This window comes from Corynebacterium segmentosum, from assembly GCF_900637825.1.
Taxonomy (GTDB): domain Bacteria; phylum Actinomycetota; class Actinomycetes; order Mycobacteriales; family Mycobacteriaceae; genus Corynebacterium; species Corynebacterium accolens.
On sequence record NZ_LR134408.1, the window covers coordinates 609,336 to 631,141 of the forward strand.

The window sequence follows — 21,806 nt, forward strand, 5'->3', positions numbered from 1 at the left end:
ATGCACCATGACCACACTCATCACCTTGTCCCACGGCTCGCGCCACCCGGGCGCCGCCGCTGGCATTGAACGGCTCACCCAGGCCGCTGCTGCCGCGATACCAGCCCGCCCTGCTTATCGGGCGGCGCACCTAGAGTTCAATACTCCCGATCTCACCGCAGCTGCGGTCGACCTCGCCCGTTGTGGGGAGGATACGGCCGTAGTCATTCCATTGCTCTTTACGCAGGGCTACCACCAGCGCGTTGACGTTCCCCGCGTTATTGCCGCGGCCGAACAGGCCTCAGGCGTGCGCTTGGTACAAGGCGAGTGCTTGGGCGGAGGGCGCGCCGCAGAACATGGCGTACGAGATGTGGGCAGGCGGGAAGCCGCAGAAGCGGACCTGGCGGCGGTGCTCGCGGCACGCGCAAGGCCGGAAGATACCCACCACGTCATCTACTCCGTCGGTTCCTCTGATGCTGCGGCCAATGACTCCATCCACCGGCTGGCCGTTCGGGTATCCCAGCTCACCGGCGTCCCCGCCACGGCCGCGTTCGCTACCCGGGGTGGCAGCAATGACATCCATGCACTGGCGAGGAGCACTGCGCGAATGCGGGTTATCCCGCTGTTTGTCACCGCAGGACTGCTCCTTAAACCACTGTCATCTACCCCCAGCAATGTCACCGTCGATCCCGTTCTTGGTACCGATCTCGCTGGCATCGTTGCTGTTCACTACCACATCGCCCAGGAGGTCGGTGTTCCATGCTAACCCTGATTTTAATCGCCGTGGCCGGTGCGGCCGCCCAGCTTGTCGATGGCGGCATCGGCATGGGCTTCGGCGTCACCTCAACCACCATCCTTCTCCTGGCGGGCCTTGGGCCCGCCCAAGCATCCGCCGTAGTCCACACTGCGGAGCTAGGAACCACCGCAATGTCGGGCTTGAGCCACGCCCGTTTTGGCAATGTGGACTGGAAAACCGTCTTCCGGCTGGGTGTGCCGGGTGCCATCGCGGCGTTTATCGGCGCCACCGTGCTCTCCAATATCTCCACCGATGCGGCAGCCCCGATTACCGCGCTCATCTTGGTGGCCATCGGCAGCAACCTCATCTGGCGCTTTTCCCGCCCGCGCCGGGCGAAGTTCGTGCAAAAACGCAGCCATTCCACCCCATTTTTGATCGGTCTCGGTTCCGTCGGCGGATTTGTTGACTCTACCGGTGGCGGCGGCTGGGGCCCGGTGTCTACCTCGACGCTCATGGCGATTGGCCGCGAGCAGCCCCGCCGCATCGTCGGCACGGTAAATACCGCCGAATTCCTGGTCACACTGGGGGCCACCCTCGGCTTCGTCGTTGGATTGTGGCAGGATATCGTCGCCAACCTCTCCGCCGTGCTGGCCCTGCTCATCGGTGGTTCCATTGCCGCCCCGATTGCGGCCTGGGTGATTTCCCGGATTGAGCCGGTCGTCCTCGGTGGACTCGTGGGTACGGCCATCGTGGCTCTCAATATCGGCAAGGTCTTAGGCGGGCTAGAAACCTACTTCGGGCTGACGGCACCGGGTTTTGTCTCCCCGCTGCTCATGGTCCTAGTCCTCGTCGTGGGCATTTCCGCCACCATCCACGGTGCGCGCGCTACCCGGGCAGCCCGCGCAAGGGAATTGGAAGCCGAAAACGCCGAGACCAAGGCGCACGCGGAATTTCATGCCGCAGGCTTTGCACACAGCGCGGCCGGTGCCTCTAAGGACGCGAGCATCGTGGAGGAATCCGCACCGCAGGCGGATAAGGCCTAATCCCCGGCTGGGTCGAGGCCGGCAACCTCGCCAATGACATAGACGGCGGGGGAGGAGACGTTATTGTCCTTCATTGTCTGCGCAAGGCGTTCTAAATCGCAGCGAAATTCCCGCTGCGTATCCAGGGTGCCCTCCTGGATAATCGCGCACGGTGTCGACCCAGCAAGCCCGCCGTCTTGCAATGCCCTGGCAATCGCCGGGGCATTTTTCACGCCCATGATGATGGACAAGGTCGCGCCGGACTGGGCCAGGGCGTGCCAATCCACCAGGGACTTCTCGTGGCCAGGCGGCAGATGCCCTGATACGACGGTAAAGCCGTGAACCATTCCGCGCTGGGTGACGGGGATGCCAATGCCCGCGGGCACGGAAACCGCGGAGGTCACCCCTGGAATGACGGTGGTGGGGATAGATGCCTTGGCTAGGGCCTGTACCTCTTCAAAGCCGCGGCCGAACACGAAAGGATCGCCGCCCTTCAGCCGCGCTACCTTCCGCCCGGCTTGGGCGTGCTCGATGAGCAGCTCGTTGATCTTGTCCTGGGTAATCGACTTCTTGTAGGGCAGCTTGGAGACATCGATAAGCTCCTTGGCTGAAATATCGCAGAGTTTATCCAATTGCGGGGCCGGACCCAGGTGATCGGTCAGGATGACCTCGGCCTCCTGCAAGGCGCGCATGCCGCGAACCGTAATCAGGTCCCACGCGCCGGGGCCGCCGCCGATAAGGGATACGGGGTGAATCTGTGCGGACGTCATGCCGCACCATCATAGTGGGAGCCAGACTATGCTTGAGCGATATGGATAACGGTTTCACTGAGGGTTCCGCCTACGACACCGAAACGGTGCGATTTTTTGATGTCGCCCACGAGGGCGCGCAGATTCGTCTGCTCGCCGGGCAAATGGAGCGCTGGGGTGAGATCCTCAACGGGCTCAATCCGCGCTCCCTGGTCATCCTGCCCACCGATGCCATCGCCCGCGAGGCAGCGCACCTTGGCGTCGGCTTGGCCGAACCGCTGCGCATTCCACTGGTGGTGACGGAATCGCTGCCGCAATACGTGGGCGCACTCGATATCGTCGTGGCGGTGGGCGAGCCCGCAGAATGCGATTGGGCCTCCCGCGCGCTCATTGCGGCGAGCCAGCGCGGCGCCACCACCATCCTGGTGGGCCCGGCAAGCGGCCCCTTGGTAGAGGATTGCCCGGAAGACACCCTGATTGCCCCGTCGCTTCCCACCGCAGAGGGCTGCTCGCCGGCGCGATTTATCACGGCCCTGTACGCGCTGTGCAGCATCGTTCATACCTCCCCGCGCGCGGTGTGCGAAGAATTAGAGGACCTTGCCGCCGCCGTGGACCGCGAGATCGAGCAGCTTTCGCCAGAGCGCGATGATGCCATCAATCCCGGCCGGCAGCTGCGCGAATACACCGAGGGCGCGCGGATTATTCACTCCTGCGTCATCGATCCCTATGCATATGCCGAGCGCCGCGAGCGCGTACACATCGATACCTTGGTCGCCCGCATGGCAGCAACCATCTGGGCTGTGCACGGGTTGCCCGGCACTTTCGTCGAGCCCGCTGACCTGCGCGGCGCACTCGATCGGGGTGCTGAATCTAGTACGGCGCCCGCGCCTGCCGATGACCTTTTCTACGATCCCTTCATCGACGGTGCTGGCGCGGATACACCTTTGATACCCTTGAAAGTGATTTTCTGGGGGCAGGAAGAGGCGAACCTGCCCAACTCGCTTGCAGTCCGCAGCACCGACCCGGAACCGGGCCTTGGGCATCTTGCCCGCTCACTGCAGCTTATTACGCGGAGTTTTGCCGCGACCGCCTACGAGATTTCTAAAGGATAGAAATAAATGCAATTACTGGAAGGCGCTACCCGCAACTACTCGTGGGGTTCGCGCACCCTCATCCCTGAGCTGCGGGGCGAAGAAGCCGCAGAAAAGCCGGTGGCTGAACTCTGGTTTGGCGCCCACCCAGGCGATCCCTCCACGGTGGATGGCCAGCTTCTCAATGAGGTTATTGCGGCGGATCCAGAAGGCCAGTTGGGCGCTCGAGTCTATAAAGAATACGGCGAGAACCTGCCGTTCCTGTTGAAGATCCTCGCCGCCGAAGATCCGCTGTCTTTGCAGGCCCACCCGTCTAAGGAGCAGGCCGAGGAGGGTTTCGCCCGCGAAAACGAGGCGGGCATTGCCCTGCAGGCTGCAAACCGCAATTACAAGGACGATAACCACAAGCCGGAACTTATCGTGGCTCTTTCGGATTTCTACGCCATGGCGGGTTTCCGTCCCCTGGCACAAACCCGCGAGCTCTTTGCCGCCTTGCAGTGCCCAGAGCTTGAGCGCTACCTGGCCATGCTTGACGATGACCCCGCGGAATCCTCCGAGTCCGCCAACCTCCGGGTGCTTTTTACCACGTGGATTACCATCCCCTCGGCCAAGCGCAAGGAGCTTATTAAGGCCATCGTTGCCGCCGGCGAGCGCCTGATTGCCGTCGATCCCAAGGATTGGAAGGCGCGGGTCATGGCTACGGTGGTGGACCTTAATGACCGCTATCCTGGCGATATCGGCGTGCTTGGTGCGCTCTTGCTCAACCACATCGAGCTTGCCCCAGGCGAGGCCGTCTACCTCGACGCCGGGCAACTCCACGCGTATGTCTCCGGGCTGGGCGTAGAAATCATGGCCAATTCCGATAACGTTTTGCGCGGCGGGTTGACCCCGAAATTCGTGGATGTGCCGGAGCTGGTCAAGGTCCTGACCTATGCGGCCGCCAATGAGCCGCGGGTGCAGCAAAAGGATAAGCATAACCAGGACAATGTCCACGGCGCCGAGGCGTGGTCCTATCCAGTGCCCATCGATGAATTCCTGCTCGACCGCGCCGAGCTCGGGCCGGATTCTTCCGTCGACCTCGACTATGACGGCCCCACCATCGCCTTGTGCACCGGTGGGTCCCTCAACCTGCGCAATGCTGCGGGCGAGGAATTGATCCTTTCCCCGGGCCAGGCCGCATGGCTGCCGGCCTCCGACGGCATGGTTACCGCCCAAGCTCACGCTGTAGAAAAGGAAAATCCTGAGGGCAGCACGGCGCAATTATTCGTCGCCCGAGTCTAAGCGGCCTCACAACAATGCCCCCTTGCTGGAAAATCCCAGCAAGGGGGCATTTTTAGGCGCTGGCCGCGGTGAAAAGTTAGCGCGCAGTAGAAGAACTGGCGGCTGAGCTTCCCGTTGCCGGGAGATCCGTGGGCTCTTGGTTACCTGGCTGCTGCGTAGGGGCAAGCTTCTCGGTTGCCTGCGGCTCGGCGTGGGACTTATTTTTCGTCTGCTGCGTGCCAGAGGGTGCGCCCGCTCCCGCACCGTGTCCCTCGGTAGTGGCATCGGGGGCCGACGGGGTGCGCTGCGTGCTCGACTCGGGACGAGGCTTGTGCGGAGCCTGCGTCGCTGGCGGCGCCGGGGTACCGGATTCGGCGGGCTCCTCCGGCTTACCCGGCTTGCCGGGCTCGCCACCTTGAACAGGCTTCTCTTCGCCCGGGGCGGGGGATGGAACAGGGGAGCTCGGTGCCGGGGACGACGGTGCTAGGTTATCCGGCTTGCTGGGGTTATCCGGGACCGCCTGCATGGTGCCGGTGCCTGTGCCGTTACCATTTTGCGGCACCTGCCCGCCCTGGTTGGACGGGGCATTATTAACGGAAGTGCCTGGCGAGTACACATTTTCGGGGCGATACACCTTGGTAGGGCGGGTGGCCGCGTGGGGATGCGTGACGGCATTCGGCGCCAAGTATGGGTCCGTTGATTCAGGGTGCTGGTGGTCTGATTCACCGGCGCCAGAATTGGCTTCTGCGGGGGCAGAGTTTTCCGTCGAAGGCTTCTTATGCGTCGACGATGTCGTCGATTCTTCAGCGGAAGTATTTTTTGGTGCCACGGTAGAGGTAGGGGACTCATTCGCGGCGTTGGAGTAACGGGCGCTCGGCGTGCTCATGCGCCACACGCCCACTCCCACGACGACGGCGGCGATAAGGCCGAGCACGATGAAGACGTACACGCGACGTGAATCTGGTTTCATCGTGCCCTCCTTTCTTGGTTGCATAGGGTGGGTAACAAGTTGATAACGAGAATATCATGTATTGGAATTTCCGCGACAGGCTGCGGATCCCGTGATATGTAAACAACGCAGGGATGAGAAATGGCAGTGCCTATGCAATCCTTTTCATGCCCGATTTTTCTCCGCCGGAAAAGCGTGTATAAATGGCGCTAAACCCGTCGAAGGAGTGAGAGATGAGCAGCTGGGACGAAGAGATTTTTAGCACCGATCTCAACGTGGATTTTCTAGATGAATTGGCAAACCTCGATGAAGAAGGGGTAATCCGCGCTGTGCAGGATGCCTGCGAGGTAGCCCGCAGCAAGGACGATATAACCGAAGAGGAACAGCTCAACGCCCACGCTGCGGCCACGATCGCCGCCATTTGGGCGGGCGCGCCGTTCAGCGCCAGCGAAACCGTCGAGGATTACCCCTATATTAGGGACTTGGTGGGAACCGTTGACGATACCTTGACCGAAAACGCCCTCGAGATCTTGGACACCGTCGAAGAAGACTACGACGTGGAACCGTTTATCGAGGCACTTTCTTAAAAACCATGTCCTTCGGTGCCTAAGGCGCCGCCACAGAGCAGAAAGGATTCTGCGTATCTCACCATGCTCATAAGCATTGAAGGCATTGACGGCGCCGGGAAAAATACGCTTGCGACCGCAGTGCGAGGCGCCCTCGAAGTCCCGGTAAGGACCATAGCCTTTCCACGCTATGAGACCTCCATCCACGCGCAGCTAGCGCGCGAGGCGCTGTACGGAAAGATGGGCGATCTCACGGATTCGGCCTACGGTATGGCCACGCTCTTCGCCCTCGACCGCTTTGGGATAAAAGAGGAATTGCGGGCGGCGAAGGAAACCCGCGAGATAGTCATCTTGGATCGCTATGTGGCCTCCAATGCTGCCTATTCCGCGGCCCGGTTGCGCGACGATAGCCTCTTCCAGTGGGTCTACGACCTAGAATTTGGTACCTTGGGCCTGCCGAAAGCGGACCTGCAGGTGTATGTGGATACGGCGGTGGAGGTGGCATCGGCAAGAGCGCAGTCCCGGGCCGCCACCGATTCCACCCGCGAGCGCGACCACTATGAACGCGATGGGGGATTACAGGAGCGCACCGCCGCCGCCTACCGGCGCTTGGTCGAATCCGGTTGGGGTGGGCGCTGGATCGCCACCGCCGATGCGGATACTATTACGGCAGCAATTAATGACCTTGTAGGAGATTAAAACGTGGCGCCAACGATTTTGGTCGTGGATGATGATCCAGCGATCTCGGAAATGCTGACCATTGTCCTTGAATCTGAGGGACTAAACCCCGTCCCCGTCATGGATGGCAACGATGCCGTTCCTGCCTTCCGCGAGCACGAACCGGATCTCATCCTTTTGGATCTTATGCTGCCGGGCATGAACGGTGTGGATATTTGCCGCACCATCCGGCGCGAATCCGCGGTGCCCATCGTCATGCTGACCGCCAAGACCGATACCGTAGACGTGGTCTTGGGCCTTGAATCCGGCGCGGATGATTACATCACCAAGCCCTTTAAGCCGAAGGAGCTCATCGCCCGCATTCGGGCGCGCCTGCGCCGCACCGATTCCGCGGAACCGGAAACCCTTGAGGTCGCCGACCTGATCATCGACGTGCCGGAACATACGGTGCGCCGTACCGATGGCACCGAATTGAACCTGACCCCGCTGGAGTTCGATCTCCTGCTGGAAATGGCGCGCCACCCAGGCCAGGTGCATACTCGCGAGTCACTCCTGGAGTCCGTCTGGGGCTACCGCAATGCCTCCGATACTCGTTTGGTGAACGTGCACGTGCAGCGCCTGCGCGCCGAGATCGAGCACGATCCGGAAGATCCGCAGATCGTGCTGACGGTGCGCGGCGTGGGGTATAAGACCGGCAAAGCCGGTGCCGGGGAGTAAGGAAACATCAGAATTCTGGACCGCGTGCGGCGCATTCGTGACGCCATAGTAGATACGCTGCGCACCTCATTGCAGGCGCGCGTTATCGGCATGATTGTGGTCGCCTCCTCGGTGGTCATGATCATCTTGGCCTACGCCTTGGTCTCCGTGCTGACCCAGCGGTTGGTATCCCAAAAAGAAGACGTGGCGCTGCAGGAACTCGAACGCGCCCGCACGGCGGTGGAACAGCAAATCGATGCCACCAGCTCGGCCAACTCGGTGCAGGTGCGCATCAATTCCGCCCGCGCTTCTTTGGATCAACTCTCTGCGCAACAAGGCGATGCGCAGGCCGTATATGAACCCGTCATCGTGGTGGAAAACCAAGATGGATCCATCACCACCTCACCGGAGGATTTCCCGGTGCCGGAACAAATGCGGCAGATGGTGGGCCAGGACCAGATTGCGCAGCAGTATTACCCGGTCCCGCGCGGCAATGGCGATTACTATAACGCGCTCATGGTGGGCACACCCACCGATGCAGAGATTCCGAATCTGCAGGTCTACCTGGCCCTGTCCATGGAATCGGAAGAGTCCACGATGGCGCTGATGCGCGGCCTGCTCTCTGCCGCCGGCGTGGTGGTCGTGGTCTTGCTGGTGGGCATTGCCTGGTTGGCAACCCAGCAGGTCATTACCCCGATTAAGTCCGCGTCCCGCATCGCCCAGCGCCTGGCCGCGGGTCACCTCAAGGAGCGCATGGCCGTGGACCGGGACGATGAGATGGGCCGGCTTGCCGCCTCCTTTAATAATATGGCGGATAAATTGTCCTCCCAGATTGCGCAGCTGGAGGAATACGGCGATTTGCAGAGGCAATTCACTTCCGATGTCTCGCATGAGCTGCGCACCCCCATTACCACCGTGCGCATGGCAGCAGACCTCATCGAATCCGAGGCCGATAGCCTGCCCGCGGGCGCCCAGCGCGCCTCCAAGCTCATGTCCAGGGAGCTGGACCGCTTCGAGGAGCTGCTCGCGGATCTGCTCGAGATTTCCCGCCACGATGCCGGCGTGGCGGACCTGTCCACCACGGCCATTGACCTGCGATCCTGCGTGGATGCCGCCTACCGCCAGGTTGAGCACCTAGCCCAAAAGCTCGACGTGGAGGTGGTCCGCAATATGCCAGACGAGCGGATCACCATCCAGGCCGATTCGCGCCGCATCGAGCGCATTTTGCGCAACCTCTTGGCCAATGCCATCGACCACTCTGAGGGCAAACCCGTGGTCATCGATATCTCCACCACGGAGAAGGCCGTGGGCGTGGCGGTCACGGATCACGGCGTGGGCCTGAAACCCGGGCAAGAAGAGCTAGTATTCAACCGTTTCTGGCGCGCGGATTCCTCCCGTAAGCGCCACTCTGGCGGCACCGGGCTGGGCCTTGCCATTGCCCGCGAGGACGCGGTCTTGCACGGCGGCACGCTCGATGCCTTTGGCGTCTTCGGCTACGGTTCCCGCTTCCGCCTCATCATCCCGCGCGAGCCGAATACCGAGATCGGTGAAGAACCCATCTCCCGCGAGATTCCAGGCGCCCCGGGCACCGGTTCAGACGCCGCGCACGACGGGCACGATTCGCTTGACGATGCCCCTGCTACCGCAGAACCCAGCGGCGCAACTGGCGCTGCCGATGATGCAGCTCGTGATGCTGGTTCAGCGGAATCTGATGCAGCGGATGCTGGGGAAGCGGCTGCTGGTGCAGCAGAAGATGAGGGCGAGGGTGGCGCCGGTGGGGCATCGCCAAGCAGCAGCTCGGTGGTAGGCCGCGGAATTGGCATCGACGATGACTCGGCGGAGGCAGCCGAGGCGGATGGTGACGGAATCCTGTGGCCTTCTGAGCGCAACCGTGGGGCCGCCTCGCCCGAGAGGCGCTCCTATAAGGCGCCGGATTTTAAGGGGGATAAATAAATGAATTCGGTCATACGCAATGGATTGTGGCGGCGGAGCACCGCCGTGGGCGCGGTGGCGGCGCTGTGCTTTGTCACCGGCTGCTCAACCTTGCCGCACGATACGAGCCCCCAGGTCGTGGGTACCTACCACAAACAGGCCGATGGCCCGGAAGAGGTCATTGCCCCAGAGGTGGGGGCGGACCCGGACCTTACCCTGCGCGATTTTTATCGCGCCGCGGCCGTTCCCACCAATGACCACGATGCCGCTCGCGGGTTCCTCACGAATAACGCCCGCGGGGCCTGGGATGCCTCAGGCGATGTCATGGTGGTCGATAGCCTGGATATCGTGACCGCGCCCGATAAGAAGCAAAATACGGCGGCGGATGCGCGCTCCTTCAATGTGCGCGGCACCATCATTGGACGCCTCAAATCCGGCGGGGCCTATGTGCCGGAAAATGAGAGCTACGAAGCTACCATCGACATGAAAATGGTAGATGACCAGTGGCTTGTTGATAGTCTGCCGGCCGGGTTGGTTATCGAGCGCAATGAGCTGCGCAATCATTACACCCCGCAATCGCTCTATTTTTATAAACAAACCGATGACGTCCTCGCCCCGGACCGCCGGTGGCTGTATAAGGGCAGCGAGGAATCCGAGTCCACGCTGATTACCCTCTTGATGGAAGGCCCATCTAGCAGCATTGCTCCGGCCACCCGCCGGGCGGCGGATGAAAAGGTCACCTTCGCCGGCTATGACAACGAAAACGGCTACCAGTTCGAGGGCCTGTCGGACCTGGATGAAAATGACCGCACCCGCTTTGCGGCGCAGTTGGTCTGGACGCTTTCTGATGCCGGGCATATCGGCCCCTTCAAGGTCAAGGCCGATGGCAGCAATCTGTTAGAAGGCATGGACACCGTCAGCGTGGACGATTTTGCTGACTATAACCCCAAGGTAAACAGTAATTCCCTGTCCACGCTGTACGCCTTGAACGAGGGCAACGTGCTGGAGGTCGATAGCGGGGTGGCCGAGCCGGTTAAGGGCTCTTTGGGCTCGAGCGGCAATGTGCAATCGGTCGATGTCACCGAGTCCGGCATGATTGCGGCGGTTAGCCGGAAGCCTAGCGGCGACTTCAAGCTGCAGATGGGCGAGATTGGTGCCGCGCTGCAGGATTCGGTCGAAGGTAAGACGCTGGCGCGGCCCACCTTTGAATATAACGGGCAGGCCGTCTGGACGGTGGTCGATGGTGACCGCATCGTGCGCGTCGTGCGTTCCAAGACCACCGGGCGGATTTCAGAATCCGAGGTCGATGCCCGCAGCATCGACGATATCGAGGGCGAAATCTCCGTTATCCGCCTCTCCCATAGCGGCGCACGCGCGGCGATGATCATCGATGGCCACGTCTACATCGCCGCGGTGGCTCAATCCAGCAGCGGCGATAAGCGCATCGTCAACGCCCGCGAGGTGGGCCCTGAGGTCTCCGGCTCGGCATTATCTTTGGATTGGAATAACGATGGCTCGCTCATCGTGGGTACGTCCTCTGGGCAGTCGCCGGTATGGCGCATCGAGCAAGATGGTTCCTCGGCCTCTACCATGCCGACGGGTAATATCACCGCCCCGGTTGTTGCGGTGGCTACCTCGCCATCGAAGCTTTATATTACGGATTCCCACGCCATGCTGGAGCTTCCCGCCACGGTGGTCGATGAGGTGAACTGGCGCGAGGTGCCTGGCCTGCAGGGTCGGCGCTCTTCGCCTATCGTGTCCAGTTAGAAGGCAGCGGCGCTGGGCGGCGCTGCCGCAGAGGACCTTTCGGGGATGGGGTGGTGTCGCGCCGTGAGCATGCGAGAGCTGATTTTTCCGCGTGCGTGTGCCGGGTGCCGCGCGCCCGGCCACGTCTTGTGCCCGCAGTGCCGGGAACACCTGCGCCAGCCTCCCTACCTGGTAAGCCGGCCGCGGTTGCTCGGGGCGCCGGTATTCGCCCTAGGGCCTTATTCCGATATTCGCCGCAACATCGTCATCAGTATGAAAGAACAGGGCAATAGGGAAGTGCGCGATTATATAGGTGCGGTGGTGGCCGCGGGCGTGGCGCACTTGGCCGCCCGTGGCGAGATTCCCCGCGAGCTGTGCCTGGTGCCGGCCCCTACGCGGCGCCGCTCGGCGCGCATGCGCGGCGGTGATCCCGTGACGGCCATGTGCCAGGGTGCGGCGCGCCGGCAGCAGGGCCTGCGGGTGCGCGAGGCGCTTGTCATGGGCGCGGATACGGCGGACCAATCCGAGCTCAATGCGCAGGATAGATGGGCGAATCTGCAGGGGCGCGTGGGGATTAGAGCCCCGATGGGCGGTGAGCAGGCGCTGCTTGTCGATGACGTTATAACCACCGGTGCCACCCTCGCGGCCAGCATGGCGGCCCTGCGCGCCGCTGGCGCTACGGTCTATGGGGCGTTGGCTTTTGCCGATGCTTAAGGCGCATCACACAGTAGGGTGCACGGTGTTACCCCCTAATGCCATCAGGTCATAACCACTGGTATTATTAGAGGTGTCACAGAGGAACAGTTACTGTGATTGTTTCTAGTCCCCACTACCAAAGGGAGGCATCTCAATGTCCCAGCCAAACAAAGCTCAGGTAACGATTACGGGCCGTAACGTTGATGTACCGGAACACTTCCAGGAGCGCGTCAACGACAAGCTGGCAAAGATTGAACGCCTTGATCCCACACTGACCTTCTTCCACGTGGAATTGCAGCACGAGCCAAACCCGCGCCGCGAAGCAGAGTCCGACCGCATCCAGATCACCGCGACCGGCAAGGGCCACATCGCCCGCGCAGAGGCTAAGGAAGACTCCTTCTACGCAGCGCTGGAAACCGCGATGGGGAAGATGGAACGTTCCCTGCGCAAGGTGAAGGTGCGCCGCGAATACGTCAAGGGCGGCCACCGCGCACAGAAGGGCACCGGCGAAATCGCCGCAGAGATGGTTGCGGAGGCAGAAGCACAGCGCGCCAAGGAAGAGCGCTTGGTCGATCCTTATGCCGAGACCGTCGAGGACGTTCGCCCCGGCCAGATCGTGCGCACCAAGGAACACCCGGCCACCCCGATGAGCGTGGACGATGCCTTGAGCGAGATGGAGCTGGTTGGCCACGATTTCTTCCTCTTCGTTAATGAGGAAAACAACAAGCCTTCCGTGGTTTACCGCCGCCACGCCTTCGACTACGGCATCATCTCCTTGTCTGAGGATGCAGAGGGCTAAAATCCCTCGTGCCCGGCTAGGGCGTTAAGTTTCTTCACCCCTTTCCTGCCCATCGCGCGATCGCTCGATGAGGCGGGGAGGGGGTGATTTGTCATGCTGTGAGCTATCCATTTTCTTAGTGCGTTTAGTGTGAAATCACTATCGTTTAAGGGCGGGTGGAACGCGACAAGGGCAGTGGCGTGAGTACAATTGCGGGAAGTTAACTAATGTGTCGCGACAAGAAGGACTAACGAATAGTGTTTGGACTTTCCAAGCTGCTGCGCGCGGGCGAGGGCCGTACGGTCAAGCGCCTGGGCAAGATTGCAGACGATGTAATTGCACTCGAGGATCAGTACGCGGAGCTTTCGGACGATGAGCTAAAGGCCAAGACTGACGAGTTCAAGACTCGCCTGAAGGATGGCGAAGAAAAGAACGACATCTTGCTCGATGCTTTTGCTACCGTCCGCGAAGCCGCTTGGCGCGTCCTGGGACAAAAGCACTACCCCGTGCAGATCATGGGCGGTGCCGCCCTGCACTTTGGCAATGTTGCAGAGATGCGCACCGGTGAGGGCAAGACCCTGACCTCCCTGTTGCCCGCTTACCTCAACGCTTTGGAGGGCCAGGGCGTCCACATCGTCACGGTCAATGACTACCTGGCCAAGCGCGATGCTGAGATGATGGGCCGTGTGCACCGCTGGTTGGGCCTGTCCGTGGGCGTTATCTTGTCTGAAATGCGCCCGCAAGAGCGCAAGGCAGCCTACGACTGCGATATCACCTACGGCACCAATAACGAGCTGGGTTTTGACTACCTGCGCGATAACATGGTGCGCACCCTCAATGATGTAGTTCAGCGCGGACACAATTTCTGCATCGTGGATGAGGTGGACTCGATTCTTATCGATGAAGCCCGTACCCCACTCATCATCTCCGGCCCGGTCGATGGCTCCTCCCAGTTCTACGGCGTCTTTGCGCAGCTGGCGCCGCGCATGCGCGAGGGAATCCACTACGAAGTGGACCACAAAAAGCGCACCATCGGCGTCTTGGAAGAAGGCGTGGAGTACGTCGAGGATCAACTCGGCATTGATAACCTCTACGCGCCGGAGCACTCCCAGTTGGTTTCCTACCTCAATAACGCGTTGAAAGCCAAGGAGCTATTTACCCGCGATAAGGACTACATCGTCCGCAACGGCGAAGTGATGATCGTGGATGGCTTTACCGGCCGCGTTCTGGCAGGACGCCGCTACAACGAGGGCATGCACCAGGCCATTGAGGCCAAGGAGCAGGTGGAGATCAAAAACGAGAACCAGACGCTGGCGACGGTTACCCTGCAGAACTTCTTCCGCCTCTATGAAAAGATTTCCGGCATGACCGGTACCGCGGAAACGGAAGCTGCGGAGCTGCATTCCATCTATGGGCTGGATGTGGTTCCTATTCCTACCAATAAGCCGAACCAGCGCACCGATCATTCGGACCGCATTTACAAGACCCAAGAGGCAAAGTTCGCCGCGGTGGTTGATGATATTGCAGAACACGTCGAGCATGGCCAGCCGGTCTTGGTGGGTACCACCTCTGTGGAGCGCTCCGAGTATCTGTCGCAATTGCTTAGCAAGCGCGGCGTGCAGCACAACGTGCTCAATGCCAAGCACCACGAAGAAGAGGGTCAGATCATTGCCCGTGCGGGCCGCCCTGGCACCGTGACCGTGGCAACCAACATGGCCGGCCGTGGTACCGATATCGTGCTCGGCGGTAACCCGGAAGTCATTCTCGATGAAAAGCTGCGCGAACGCGGCCTCGACCCCTTTGAAGATGAGGAAAAGTACCAGGAGGCCTGGGAAGCCGAGATCGACGGCGAGAAAGAGCGCTCGAAGCGCTTGGGCGATGAGGTGCGCGAATCGGGCGGACTCTATGTCTTGGGCACCGAGCGCCACGAGTCCCGCCGCATCGATAACCAGCTGCGCGGTCGTACCGGCCGTCAGGGGGACCCGGGCGAGACCCGCTTCTACCTGTCCATGCGCGATGAATTGATGGTGCGATTTGTGGGCCAGTCCATGGAGCACATGATGAACCGCCTCAACGTGCCTGATGATGTCCCCATTGAGGCCAAGATGGTCTCGAACTCCATTAAGGGCGCCCAGGCGCAGGTGGAGAACCAGAACTTCGAGATGCGCAAGAACGTGCTGAAGTACGATGAGGTGCTCAATGAGCAGCGCAAGGTGGTTTACTCCACGCGCTATTCCATCCTCGATGCCGATGACATCAAGGACGATATCCGCACCATGATCGATGACACGGTCTCTGCCTACGTCGCGGGCGCTACCGCCACCGGTTATGTCGAGGACTGGAACCTCGAGGAACTCTGGAATGCCCTCGAGGCACTGTACGGTCCCACGATGTCCCCAGAAGAATTGGTGGAAGGCTCCGAGTACGGTTCCCCAGGCGAGCTCACCGCGGAGCAGCTGCGCGATGCCCTCGTCACCGACGCGAACCGGGAGTACGACAAGCTGGAGGAAGCCGTGTCTGCCATCGGCGGAGACAAGCAGATGCGCAATACCGAGCGCATGGTCATCCTGCCGATTATTGACCAGAAATGGCGCGAGCACCTTTATGAGATGGACTATCTCAAGGAGGGCATCGGCCTGCGCGCGATGGCGCAGCGCGACCCGCTGGTGGAATACCAGAAGGAGGGTGGCGATATGTTCAATGCCATGAATGAAGGCGTGAAGGAAGAAACCGTGCGCCAGTTGTTCATGCTGCGCAAGCAGTTCAAGCAGCAGGAAGAAAACCAAGAGTCCGGCGGTGACTCGGGCTCTGGTCCTGCAGGCCAAGAAACCGTAGAGGCATAAAACCTCCGCGCTCTTTTGCGCCCCTTCCTTTTCCTCCGGCCCTCGCGCGGTGGGTGAAAGAGGGAGGGTGCGGTCAGTTTTAGAGCAGCCGAAACGAGCGCAGGCCCTGGTCTGTGGCGGAGCCGGTAAAGGCGTGGCGCTGGGTGCCGATGACCGCGGAACCGAAGTATTCGCCATTAGGCCGCGCGTGCAGGCTGGTAAGGCGCAGGGCATCGGTGTCATAGGGGCTTTCCCGGCGGTGCACCCAAGAGCCGATATGCAGGCGGATGGAATCCGAAAAGCGCGGGGAATTGAGGTGGGCAATGGGGCGGTAGCCGGCGGCGACCTCAAGGATAAAGACGACCCAGGCTTGGATATGGTGCTGGACGGCAACCTCGGCCGTAGTGGGCAGGCGGCCGTAATGGATGCGGTGCGGGGCGATATATAGCTTGAGATGAGAGTAGCCGGGAATGGGCTCATACATGGTGAAATGAGTGCTCCTGCGAAAAGGGCAGGGAGGCGAACGCGTGATAATTATCTCATGGGGGCGCTGCGCGCGCTATTTCTGGCAGTTTCCTGTATGAGGCGGGCGAGAATATAAGCGCAGTTCGCTATACTTTCGGGAGTTACAAAGAATTCGTGTACTGAAGGATTAAAAATTATGCGTGGTCTCATCGTTGACTATGTCGGCGTCCTCGATGGCGCTGAAGAGGACAATCGCCGCTGGAAGGCTCTGCTATCTGCGGCGAAGGCAAATGGTGCCGCAACCGCTATCTTGTCTAATGACCCGGGTGGTTCCGGAGCCGAGCACATTCGCGAGTGGGAATACCGCGGCAACGTCGATGCCGTGGTGTTGTCTGGCGAAATCGGGGCGGAAAAACCGGAGGTTGCGGCCTTCCAAGCGGCTGCCGATACCCTCGAGCTGCCCTTGAGCGATTGCGTCATGGTCGATGATTCGATCCTCAACGTGCGCGCCGCCGTCGATGCCGGGATGATCGGTTTCTTGTACACCAGCTTCGACCGCGTGTCTGTAGAAATTCAAGCCGTATTCGATATTGAAGGGGAATTTTAGTGGCTGAAGCCCGCGTCTATATTCCGGCGACCTATGCCATGCTGGCGGAGCTCGCAGAAACCGGTACGCTCGCGGCGCGCTCTGGGTGGGGATTCATGGTCACCCCAGCCCTGCGCGATTTTTATACCGCAGGCGATGAAGAAGAGATCGCCTACTCCGCCTTCCTCGAGGCCTCCATGGCCTCGCTGCGCCTGTTGACCATTGGGGATGAGGAGAAGTTCCCGCACCGTCGCGTGGTCATTTCCATCGACGTTGATGACGCTGCAGTCACCCCGCGCCCAGATATGGGCGAGCCGGTGGTAGAGCTCCAGCCAGCGCAGTTTGGCACCGATAACCTCGCCGCCATTCACGTAGATATTGAAGAATCCGAAGAGGCAACCGCCAAGGCCATCGAGGCCATTGATTCCGCTGACCTCGGCGATGAGGACGCGGAGCTCGCGGTGGGAGATGCCCTGGATAACTTCATGGCCTTCTACCACCCCACGGAGCTGCCCTTCCTCGTGGAATTGCTTTAAGCCGCGCTAGTTTTCCCACTCCACGTTGGTGCGCAGGGCTTGCAGCAGCCCGCGTACCGCATCGCGGCGGCGGGCGGTAGCGGTGCCTTCGGGGATGATCTCTGGATCATCGAGCCTGCATTCGGGATCCGCCGGTGGCCCCGCGTGCGTACAGCCGCGCGGGCATTCCTCAATAGCCGCGGCGAGGTCCTCGAAAACGCCGAGGACGGTATCCGCGTCCACGTGTGCCAGCCCAAAGGAGCGAATGCCCGGCGTATCGATGATCCAGCCGCCCTGGGAGTCGGTGCTAGGAGCGTCGGTGGGCAAGGGGAGGGCCACCGATTGCGTCGAGGTATGCCGGCCCTTGCCGATGCCCGATACTTCCCCCGTTTCCCTTTCCGCATCTGGGACCAGCCGATTGACCAGCGTAGATTTGCCCACCCCGGAATGCCCGATGAGCGCGGTAATATGGCCATCTACCTGCGCGCGCACGGCTTCCAAGCCATCCTCGACCCCGGCCTCGACCACCGTGACATCTAGGTCGGCGAACTCTTCTGCAAACGGCGTCGGGTCCGCGAGATCCGTCTTGGTAAGGCACAAGATGGGGTGGAGGTTGCCCACGAACGCGGCAATCAAGGCGCGCTCGACAAAACCGGACCGCGGGGGCGGGTCGGCCACGGCAGAAACGATCAGCAATTGATCGGCATTGGCCACCACGATGCGCTCATACGGATCCGTGTCATCGGCGGTGCGACGCAGCACGGAGGTGCGATCCGCCAGCTTGACGATGCGCGCCAGCGTGTCCTTCGCACCAGAGGTATCACCAACCACGCCGACGCGGTCACCGACCTCGATGGCGGTGCGGCCCAGCTCGCGGGCGCGCATGGCGGTGACGTGGGGGCCATCGTCAAGCGCGACGCCCCACCGCCCGCGGTCCTTGGTGATTACCATTCCGTATTTGGCATTTTTGTGCTTGGGACGATCCTTGGTGCGCGGGCGCGAGCCCTTGCCGGGGCGCACGCGCACATCAGATTCATCAAAGGAACCGAAACGTCTAGCCATGTAAATCCTGTTGGTCGGGGTGCAGCATCGTCTCCCACATGCGGGCGAAACCGGGCAAGGTCTTGGAGGTGGTGGAAATATCCTCAATCTGGATATCAGGGACTTTCAAACCCAGAATGGCACCGGCGGTGGCCATGCGGTGATCGGCATAGCACGGCCAATTGCCGCCGTGGAGCTCGGCGGGTTCGATCACCAGGCCATCGTCAAGCTCGGTGACCCTGCCGCCCAGCGCATTGATATTCGCCGCGAGTGCCTGCAAACGGTCGGTCTCGTGGCCGCGCAGGTGGGCAATGCCCGTGAGTCGGGACGGCGTTTCCGCGAGCGCGCACAGGGCCGCAACTGTGGGGGTAAGCTCCCCGATATCGCCCATATTGCGCTCGATGCCCTGCAGCCTTCCCGCCGGGTTGCCCTCTGCTGTGACGCTATTGTGCTCCTGGGTTACCATCACGCCCATATCCAGCAGGATATGGCGGATGGCATCGCCCGGCTGGGTGGTATTCGCCGGCCAATTCTTGATGGTCAGGCGCCCGCCGGTGACCGCCGCTGCGGCGAGGAACGGCGTGGCATTGGAGAGATCCGGCTCAATGAACCATTCGCGCCCGGCAATGGGGCCGGGATGCACCGTCCACGTCGTGCCATCCGAATCCACGCGCACGCCCGCCTGGCGTAGCATGCCCACCGTCATTTCCACGTGCGGCATGGACGGCAGTTGGCCGCCCTCGTGGGTGAGCTGGATGCCCTGGGAAAAACGTGCCCCGCTCAGCAGCAGGCCGGAGACGAACTGGGAAGAACCAGAAGCATCGATGGTGACCTTCCCGCCTTCTGGTACGCCGTTGGCGGACACCGTAAAGGGCAGGCTATCGCCTTTTACATCAACGCCGAGGCTGCGCAGCGCATCCAGCGTCGTGGACATGGGGCGGTTATAGGCCTGCTTATCGCCATCGACGCGCACCGGGCCATCCGCCAGCGCCGCGACCGGTGGCACAAAGCGCATCACGGTGCCGGCCAGCCCGCAATCCACCGTGGCACCGTGCAGCTTTCCCGGCTGGACGTGGATATCGGCCCCCTCATGGGTGAAGCGAACCCCCATGGCGCTGAGCGCATCCTCCATCAGCTGCGTATCGCGCGAAACCAGCGGGGCGTGCAGGATAGACGGAGAATTAGCCAGCGCGGCCAAGATGAAGGCGCGATTGGTAATCGATTTCGATCCAGGCACCTGGTGTTCCCCCGTAACGGGGCTGGTAGCCAGCGGGGCGGTCCAAGGTTGAGACATAGTGTCCATAATAGAGGCCATGTGCGGAAGATTCGTTCTTTTTACCGAGTCCCTTCTCGATGAGGTGGGAAACCTCCCGGGAATCCAGGAAGTCCACGCCCCACAGGGTACGCCCGGGCCCCGATATAATATTGCCCCGACTCAGCCCATTCCCATCGTGCGCGTGCGCGAGGAGCTAGCGGAAGTCGATCCCGCGCGGTGGGCGCTCTTGCCGCAGTGGAAGAAAGACCTAGATGGCCCGCCGCTTTTTAATGCCCGGGCAGAAACGGTGGCGAGCAAGCCGTCTTTTCGCACCGCCTTTAAATCCCAGCGCTGCCTTATCCCCATGAACGGCTATTACGAGTGGCACAAGGATGGCTCCACCAAGACGCCGTACTACGTCCACCCAGACCAGGGACTGCTGTGGGCCGCGGGGCTCTGGGATACCGGGTTGGACCGGCTCTCTGCCACCATCGTGACCACCGCGGCTACCGAAGAGATGGAGTGGCTGCACCACAGGTTGCCGCGATTCTTGGCGCCGGAGGAGATGCGCACCTGGCTCGAGGGTAGCGCCGAGGAGGCCAAGGAGCTGCTAGTGCCCACGGGCCTGCGAGGGTTTGAGTACCACGCTGTGGACAAGGCCGTGGGGACTGTCTCTAATGACTATCCGGAGCTACTCATCCGCCAGTAGATCGGCAAAGTCTGCCCCGCACAAGTGCGCGAGGTCTTCTGCGTTGAGCTCGATATCTAGGCCGCGGCGGCCGCCGGAGATAAAGACAGTATCGAAAAGCACCGAGGATTCCTCGATCACCGTGGGCAGCGCGTTCTTTTGCCCGAGCGGGGAAATGCCGCCGTGCACGTAGCCTGAGGATTTCTCAGCATCGTGCACCTGCGCCATGGCGGCCTTAGATACGCCAAGGGCAGCGGCGGCCTTCTTGAGGCTTAAATGGTGCGTGGTGGGAATCACGCACACCGCCAACTCACGGCGCGGACCTTTGCCCGCGGTGAGATCAATGATGAGCGTTTTCAGCACGCGTTCGGGTTCTACGTCTAAGGCCGCCGCGGCGTGATCACCAAAGTGATCCTTGCCCGCCTCGAAGGTGGATACGGAGTGTTTGACTCCGGCATCTTCGATGACTTTCAGTGCCGGGGTAGCGGCATGCGGGGACTTTTTGGCCATATAGGAATTTTAGCGTGAGACGTTAGGATAGATTGTGTGGTTAAAGAAACAGTGAGCGAGAAGGAGCTGCAGCGCCGCTTTGAAAAGGAAGCGCTCCCGCTGCTCGATCAGCTCTATGGCGGCGCGCTGCGCATGACGCGAAACCCGCAAGACGCGGAAGACTTGGTGCAAGAGACCTATCTGAAGGCCTATAAGTCCTTTCATTCCTTTAAGCAGGGAACGAACCTGAAGGCATGGCTGTATCGCATCATGACCAATAACTACATCAACTCTTATCGCAAGGCGAAGCGGCGCCCTACCGAGTCTTCTGCCGATGATCTGAGTGATTTTCAGCTCTATACCACCGCGGGACACGATTCCACCGGGTTGGAATCCGCCGAGGTGGCAGCGCTTAAAGAGATGCCGGATAGGTCCATTTCGCAGGCCATTAATGACTTGCCGGAAGACTACCGGATGGTGGTCTACTACTCCGATGTGGAGGGCTTAGCGTACAAAGAAATCGCCGAAATCATGGATACTCCATTGGGAACGGTGATGTCTCGCCTTCACCGTGGAAGAAAAATGCTCCGCAAGGCGTTGAAGGACGTAGCACGTGAACAAGGAATTGGATTAGAACACCCGGACATGGAGGACAAGTAATGGAAGGCGCAACCGGAAAGAACTGTGGTGCGTGCAGCTCCACTGAGGTACACAACCTATTTTGCGAGCTTCTCGATGAATCCACGACCTACGCCCGCGCTTTAGCCATCCGCGAGCACATCGCCCAATGCGATTTTTGCCAGCAACGCCTAGAGCGCGAAGAACTCGTCCGCTCCCTCGTGCGCAATTGCTGTGCCGGCCAAGCTAAGGCACCGCAATCGCTGCGCCGCCGCATCTCGGTAGAAATTACGGAGATCGAATCCCGCTGGTAAGAAGCGCCCTTCAGAGCTACGAAAACCTCTGGAGGCTTCTGGGTTCCTGGGGTGCAGAAATTTCTTGTTTAGATCTTAACTTAGATATAGCAAAAGCCCGGCTGGGTAGTGCTGAAATGCACTGCCAACTAAGCC

The 21,806-nt window shown here is 61.0% G+C and carries 23 protein-coding genes; 17 read left to right on the plus strand and 6 right to left on the minus strand.

Features of this window, described 5'->3' with window-relative positions:
- The first annotated feature begins 7 nt into the window (after positions 1-7).
- On the plus strand, positions 8-745 hold the full coding sequence (locus EL217_RS03025) for a sirohydrochlorin chelatase (protein WP_126318504.1): 738 nt from the start codon (positions 8-10) through the stop codon (positions 743-745).
- Positions 739-1,758 (plus strand): sulfite exporter TauE/SafE family protein, encoded by a 1,020-nt coding sequence (locus tag EL217_RS03030; RefSeq protein ID WP_126318506.1) that lies wholly within the window; start codon positions 739-741, stop codon positions 1,756-1,758. Before EL217_RS03025 ends, EL217_RS03030 begins: the two co-directional genes overlap by 7 nt.
- Here the strand turns inward: EL217_RS03030 and cobA are convergent.
- A complete protein-coding gene (gene cobA / locus EL217_RS03035; RefSeq protein WP_126318508.1) occupies positions 1,755-2,507 on the minus strand; it encodes a uroporphyrinogen-III C-methyltransferase in 753 nt (250 codons plus the stop codon). The genes EL217_RS03030 and cobA overlap by 4 nt on opposite strands.
- Before the next feature lie 41 nt (positions 2,508-2,548).
- Here cobA and EL217_RS03040 point away from each other — a divergent pair, with 41 nt between their 5' ends.
- Positions 2,549-3,598 (plus strand): exopolyphosphatase, encoded by a 1,050-nt coding sequence (locus EL217_RS03040; RefSeq protein ID WP_126318509.1) that lies wholly within the window; start codon positions 2,549-2,551, stop codon positions 3,596-3,598.
- Positions 3,599-3,604: 6 nt separating this feature from the next.
- Complete coding sequence (manA, locus tag EL217_RS03045; RefSeq protein ID WP_126318511.1) at positions 3,605-4,858, plus strand: mannose-6-phosphate isomerase, class I; 1,254 nt, start codon at positions 3,605-3,607, stop codon at positions 4,856-4,858.
- Positions 4,859-4,934: 76 nt separating this feature from the next.
- Here manA and EL217_RS03050 read toward each other — a convergent pair whose 3' ends face one another.
- The gene (locus tag EL217_RS03050) at positions 4,935-5,807 is read right to left on the minus strand and encodes a hypothetical protein (protein WP_126318512.1); all 873 of its coding nucleotides are present in this window, start codon (positions 5,805-5,807) and stop codon (positions 4,935-4,937) included.
- Positions 5,808-6,019: 212 nt separating this feature from the next.
- Between EL217_RS03050 and EL217_RS03055 the strand changes: the two genes are divergently transcribed.
- The 8 genes from EL217_RS03055 to secA all read left to right on the plus strand — a co-directional run bounded on the left by EL217_RS03055 (position 6,020) and on the right by secA (position 15,721).
- The gene (locus EL217_RS03055) at positions 6,020-6,373 is read left to right on the plus strand and encodes a DUF4259 domain-containing protein (protein WP_005277508.1); all 354 of its coding nucleotides are present in this window, start codon (positions 6,020-6,022) and stop codon (positions 6,371-6,373) included.
- A 63-nt stretch (positions 6,374-6,436) separates the two neighbouring features.
- The gene (locus EL217_RS03060) at positions 6,437-7,051 is read left to right on the plus strand and encodes a dTMP kinase (RefSeq protein WP_126318514.1); all 615 of its coding nucleotides are present in this window, start codon (positions 6,437-6,439) and stop codon (positions 7,049-7,051) included.
- Positions 7,052-7,054: 3 nt separating this feature from the next.
- A complete protein-coding gene (gene mtrA, locus EL217_RS03065) occupies positions 7,055-7,747 on the plus strand; it encodes an MtrAB system response regulator MtrA (protein WP_126318516.1) in 693 nt (230 codons plus the stop codon).
- Positions 7,748-7,837: 90 nt separating this feature from the next.
- The gene (gene mtrB / locus EL217_RS03070; RefSeq protein ID WP_126320017.1) at positions 7,838-9,679 is read left to right on the plus strand and encodes an MtrAB system histidine kinase MtrB; all 1,842 of its coding nucleotides are present in this window, start codon (positions 7,838-7,840) and stop codon (positions 9,677-9,679) included.
- Positions 9,680-11,425, plus strand: a complete 1,746-nt coding sequence (lpqB, locus tag EL217_RS03075) for an MtrAB system accessory lipoprotein LpqB (RefSeq protein WP_023030250.1) — start codon at positions 9,680-9,682, stop codon at positions 11,423-11,425.
- A gap of 69 nt (positions 11,426-11,494) precedes the next feature.
- On the plus strand, positions 11,495-12,118 hold the full coding sequence (locus EL217_RS03080) for a ComF family protein (protein WP_232018382.1): 624 nt from the start codon (positions 11,495-11,497) through the stop codon (positions 12,116-12,118).
- A 136-nt stretch (positions 12,119-12,254) separates the two neighbouring features.
- Complete coding sequence (gene hpf, locus EL217_RS03085; RefSeq protein WP_005277524.1) at positions 12,255-12,899, plus strand: ribosome hibernation-promoting factor, HPF/YfiA family; 645 nt, start codon at positions 12,255-12,257, stop codon at positions 12,897-12,899.
- A 236-nt stretch (positions 12,900-13,135) separates the two neighbouring features.
- Positions 13,136-15,721: a preprotein translocase subunit SecA gene (secA, locus tag EL217_RS03090; RefSeq protein WP_126318521.1), complete on the plus strand. Its 2,586-nt coding sequence runs from the start codon at positions 13,136-13,138 to the stop codon at positions 15,719-15,721.
- A gap of 79 nt (positions 15,722-15,800) precedes the next feature.
- Here the strand turns inward: secA and EL217_RS03095 are convergent, their stop codons facing one another.
- Positions 15,801-16,184 (minus strand): hypothetical protein, encoded by a 384-nt coding sequence (locus tag EL217_RS03095; protein WP_023028441.1) that lies wholly within the window; start codon positions 16,182-16,184, stop codon positions 15,801-15,803.
- 177 nt (positions 16,185-16,361) lie between these two features.
- On the opposite strand from EL217_RS03095, the gene EL217_RS03100 reads away from it, so the two are divergent.
- Both EL217_RS03100 and EL217_RS03105 read left to right on the plus strand, forming a co-directional pair.
- Positions 16,362-16,772 carry an HAD family hydrolase gene (locus EL217_RS03100; protein WP_126318523.1) on the plus strand — a complete coding sequence of 137 codons (411 nt, stop codon included), beginning with the start codon at positions 16,362-16,364 and terminating at the stop codon, positions 16,770-16,772.
- Between the two features lie 38 nt (positions 16,773-16,810).
- A complete protein-coding gene (locus tag EL217_RS03105) occupies positions 16,811-17,287 on the plus strand; it encodes a DUF6912 family protein (RefSeq protein ID WP_126320018.1) in 477 nt (158 codons plus the stop codon).
- Positions 17,288-17,293: 6 nt separating this feature from the next.
- On the opposite strand, the gene rsgA is transcribed toward EL217_RS03105, so the two are convergent.
- Entirely contained in the window at positions 17,294-18,328 is a 1,035-nt protein-coding gene (gene rsgA / locus EL217_RS03110) for a ribosome small subunit-dependent GTPase A (RefSeq protein ID WP_126318525.1), read from the minus strand.
- Positions 18,321-19,622 carry a 3-phosphoshikimate 1-carboxyvinyltransferase gene (aroA, locus tag EL217_RS03115; RefSeq protein WP_126318527.1) on the minus strand — a complete coding sequence of 434 codons (1,302 nt, stop codon included), beginning with the start codon at positions 19,620-19,622 and terminating at the stop codon, positions 18,321-18,323. Before aroA ends, rsgA begins: the two co-directional genes overlap by 8 nt.
- Here aroA and EL217_RS03120 point away from each other — a divergent pair.
- Positions 19,621-20,271 (plus strand): SOS response-associated peptidase, encoded by a 651-nt coding sequence (locus tag EL217_RS03120; RefSeq protein ID WP_126318529.1) that lies wholly within the window; start codon positions 19,621-19,623, stop codon positions 20,269-20,271. The genes aroA and EL217_RS03120 overlap by 2 nt on opposite strands.
- Here EL217_RS03120 and ybaK read toward each other — a convergent pair.
- Positions 20,254-20,760, minus strand: a complete 507-nt coding sequence (ybaK, locus tag EL217_RS03125) for a Cys-tRNA(Pro) deacylase (RefSeq protein ID WP_126318531.1) — start codon at positions 20,758-20,760, stop codon at positions 20,254-20,256. The two genes, EL217_RS03120 and ybaK, sit on opposite strands and share 18 nt — an antisense overlap.
- 36 nt (positions 20,761-20,796) lie before the next feature.
- On the opposite strand from ybaK, the gene EL217_RS03130 reads away from it, so the two are divergent.
- Together EL217_RS03130 and EL217_RS03135 are read left to right on the plus strand one after the other, a co-directional pair.
- Positions 20,797-21,399, plus strand: coding sequence for a sigma-70 family RNA polymerase sigma factor (locus EL217_RS03130; protein ID WP_005277540.1), 603 nt, complete (start codon positions 20,797-20,799; stop codon positions 21,397-21,399).
- The gene (locus EL217_RS03135; protein WP_005281801.1) at positions 21,399-21,671 is read left to right on the plus strand and encodes an anti-sigma factor; all 273 of its coding nucleotides are present in this window, start codon (positions 21,399-21,401) and stop codon (positions 21,669-21,671) included. Before EL217_RS03130 ends, EL217_RS03135 begins: the two co-directional genes overlap by 1 nt.
- The last annotated feature ends 135 nt before the right edge of the window (positions 21,672-21,806 follow it).

Coding starts and splice junctions, on each gene's coding strand:
- EL217_RS03025 (WP_126318504.1), top strand. CDS start 8: ATGACCACACTCATCACCTTGTCCCACGGCTCGCGCCACCCGGGCGCC.
- EL217_RS03030 (WP_126318506.1), top strand. CDS start 739: ATGCTAACCCTGATTTTAATCGCCGTGGCCGGTGCGGCCGCCCAGCTT.
- cobA (WP_126318508.1), bottom strand. CDS start 2,507: ATGACGTCCGCACAGATTCACCCCGTATCCCTTATCGGCGGCGGCCCC.
- EL217_RS03040 (WP_126318509.1), top strand. CDS start 2,549: ATGGATAACGGTTTCACTGAGGGTTCCGCCTACGACACCGAAACGGTG.
- manA (WP_126318511.1), top strand. CDS start 3,605: ATGCAATTACTGGAAGGCGCTACCCGCAACTACTCGTGGGGTTCGCGC.
- EL217_RS03050 (WP_126318512.1), bottom strand. CDS start 5,807: ATGAAACCAGATTCACGTCGCGTGTACGTCTTCATCGTGCTCGGCCTT.
- EL217_RS03055 (WP_005277508.1), top strand. CDS start 6,020: ATGAGCAGCTGGGACGAAGAGATTTTTAGCACCGATCTCAACGTGGAT.
- EL217_RS03060 (WP_126318514.1), top strand. CDS start 6,437: ATGCTCATAAGCATTGAAGGCATTGACGGCGCCGGGAAAAATACGCTT.
- mtrB (WP_126320017.1), top strand. CDS start 7,838: ATGATTGTGGTCGCCTCCTCGGTGGTCATGATCATCTTGGCCTACGCC.
- lpqB (WP_023030250.1), top strand. CDS start 9,680: ATGAATTCGGTCATACGCAATGGATTGTGGCGGCGGAGCACCGCCGTG.
- EL217_RS03080 (WP_232018382.1), top strand. CDS start 11,495: ATGCGAGAGCTGATTTTTCCGCGTGCGTGTGCCGGGTGCCGCGCGCCC.
- hpf (WP_005277524.1), top strand. CDS start 12,255: ATGTCCCAGCCAAACAAAGCTCAGGTAACGATTACGGGCCGTAACGTT.
- EL217_RS03095 (WP_023028441.1), bottom strand. CDS start 16,184: ATGTATGAGCCCATTCCCGGCTACTCTCATCTCAAGCTATATATCGCC.
- EL217_RS03100 (WP_126318523.1), top strand. CDS start 16,362: ATGCGTGGTCTCATCGTTGACTATGTCGGCGTCCTCGATGGCGCTGAA.
- EL217_RS03105 (WP_126320018.1), top strand. CDS start 16,811: ATGCTGGCGGAGCTCGCAGAAACCGGTACGCTCGCGGCGCGCTCTGGG.
- rsgA (WP_126318525.1), bottom strand. CDS start 18,328: ATGGCTAGACGTTTCGGTTCCTTTGATGAATCTGATGTGCGCGTGCGC.
- EL217_RS03120 (WP_126318529.1), top strand. CDS start 19,621: ATGTGCGGAAGATTCGTTCTTTTTACCGAGTCCCTTCTCGATGAGGTG.
- aroA (WP_126318527.1), bottom strand. CDS start 19,622: ATGGCCTCTATTATGGACACTATGTCTCAACCTTGGACCGCCCCGCTG.
- ybaK (WP_126318531.1), bottom strand. CDS start 20,760: ATGGCCAAAAAGTCCCCGCATGCCGCTACCCCGGCACTGAAAGTCATC.
- EL217_RS03135 (WP_005281801.1), top strand. CDS start 21,399: ATGGAAGGCGCAACCGGAAAGAACTGTGGTGCGTGCAGCTCCACTGAG.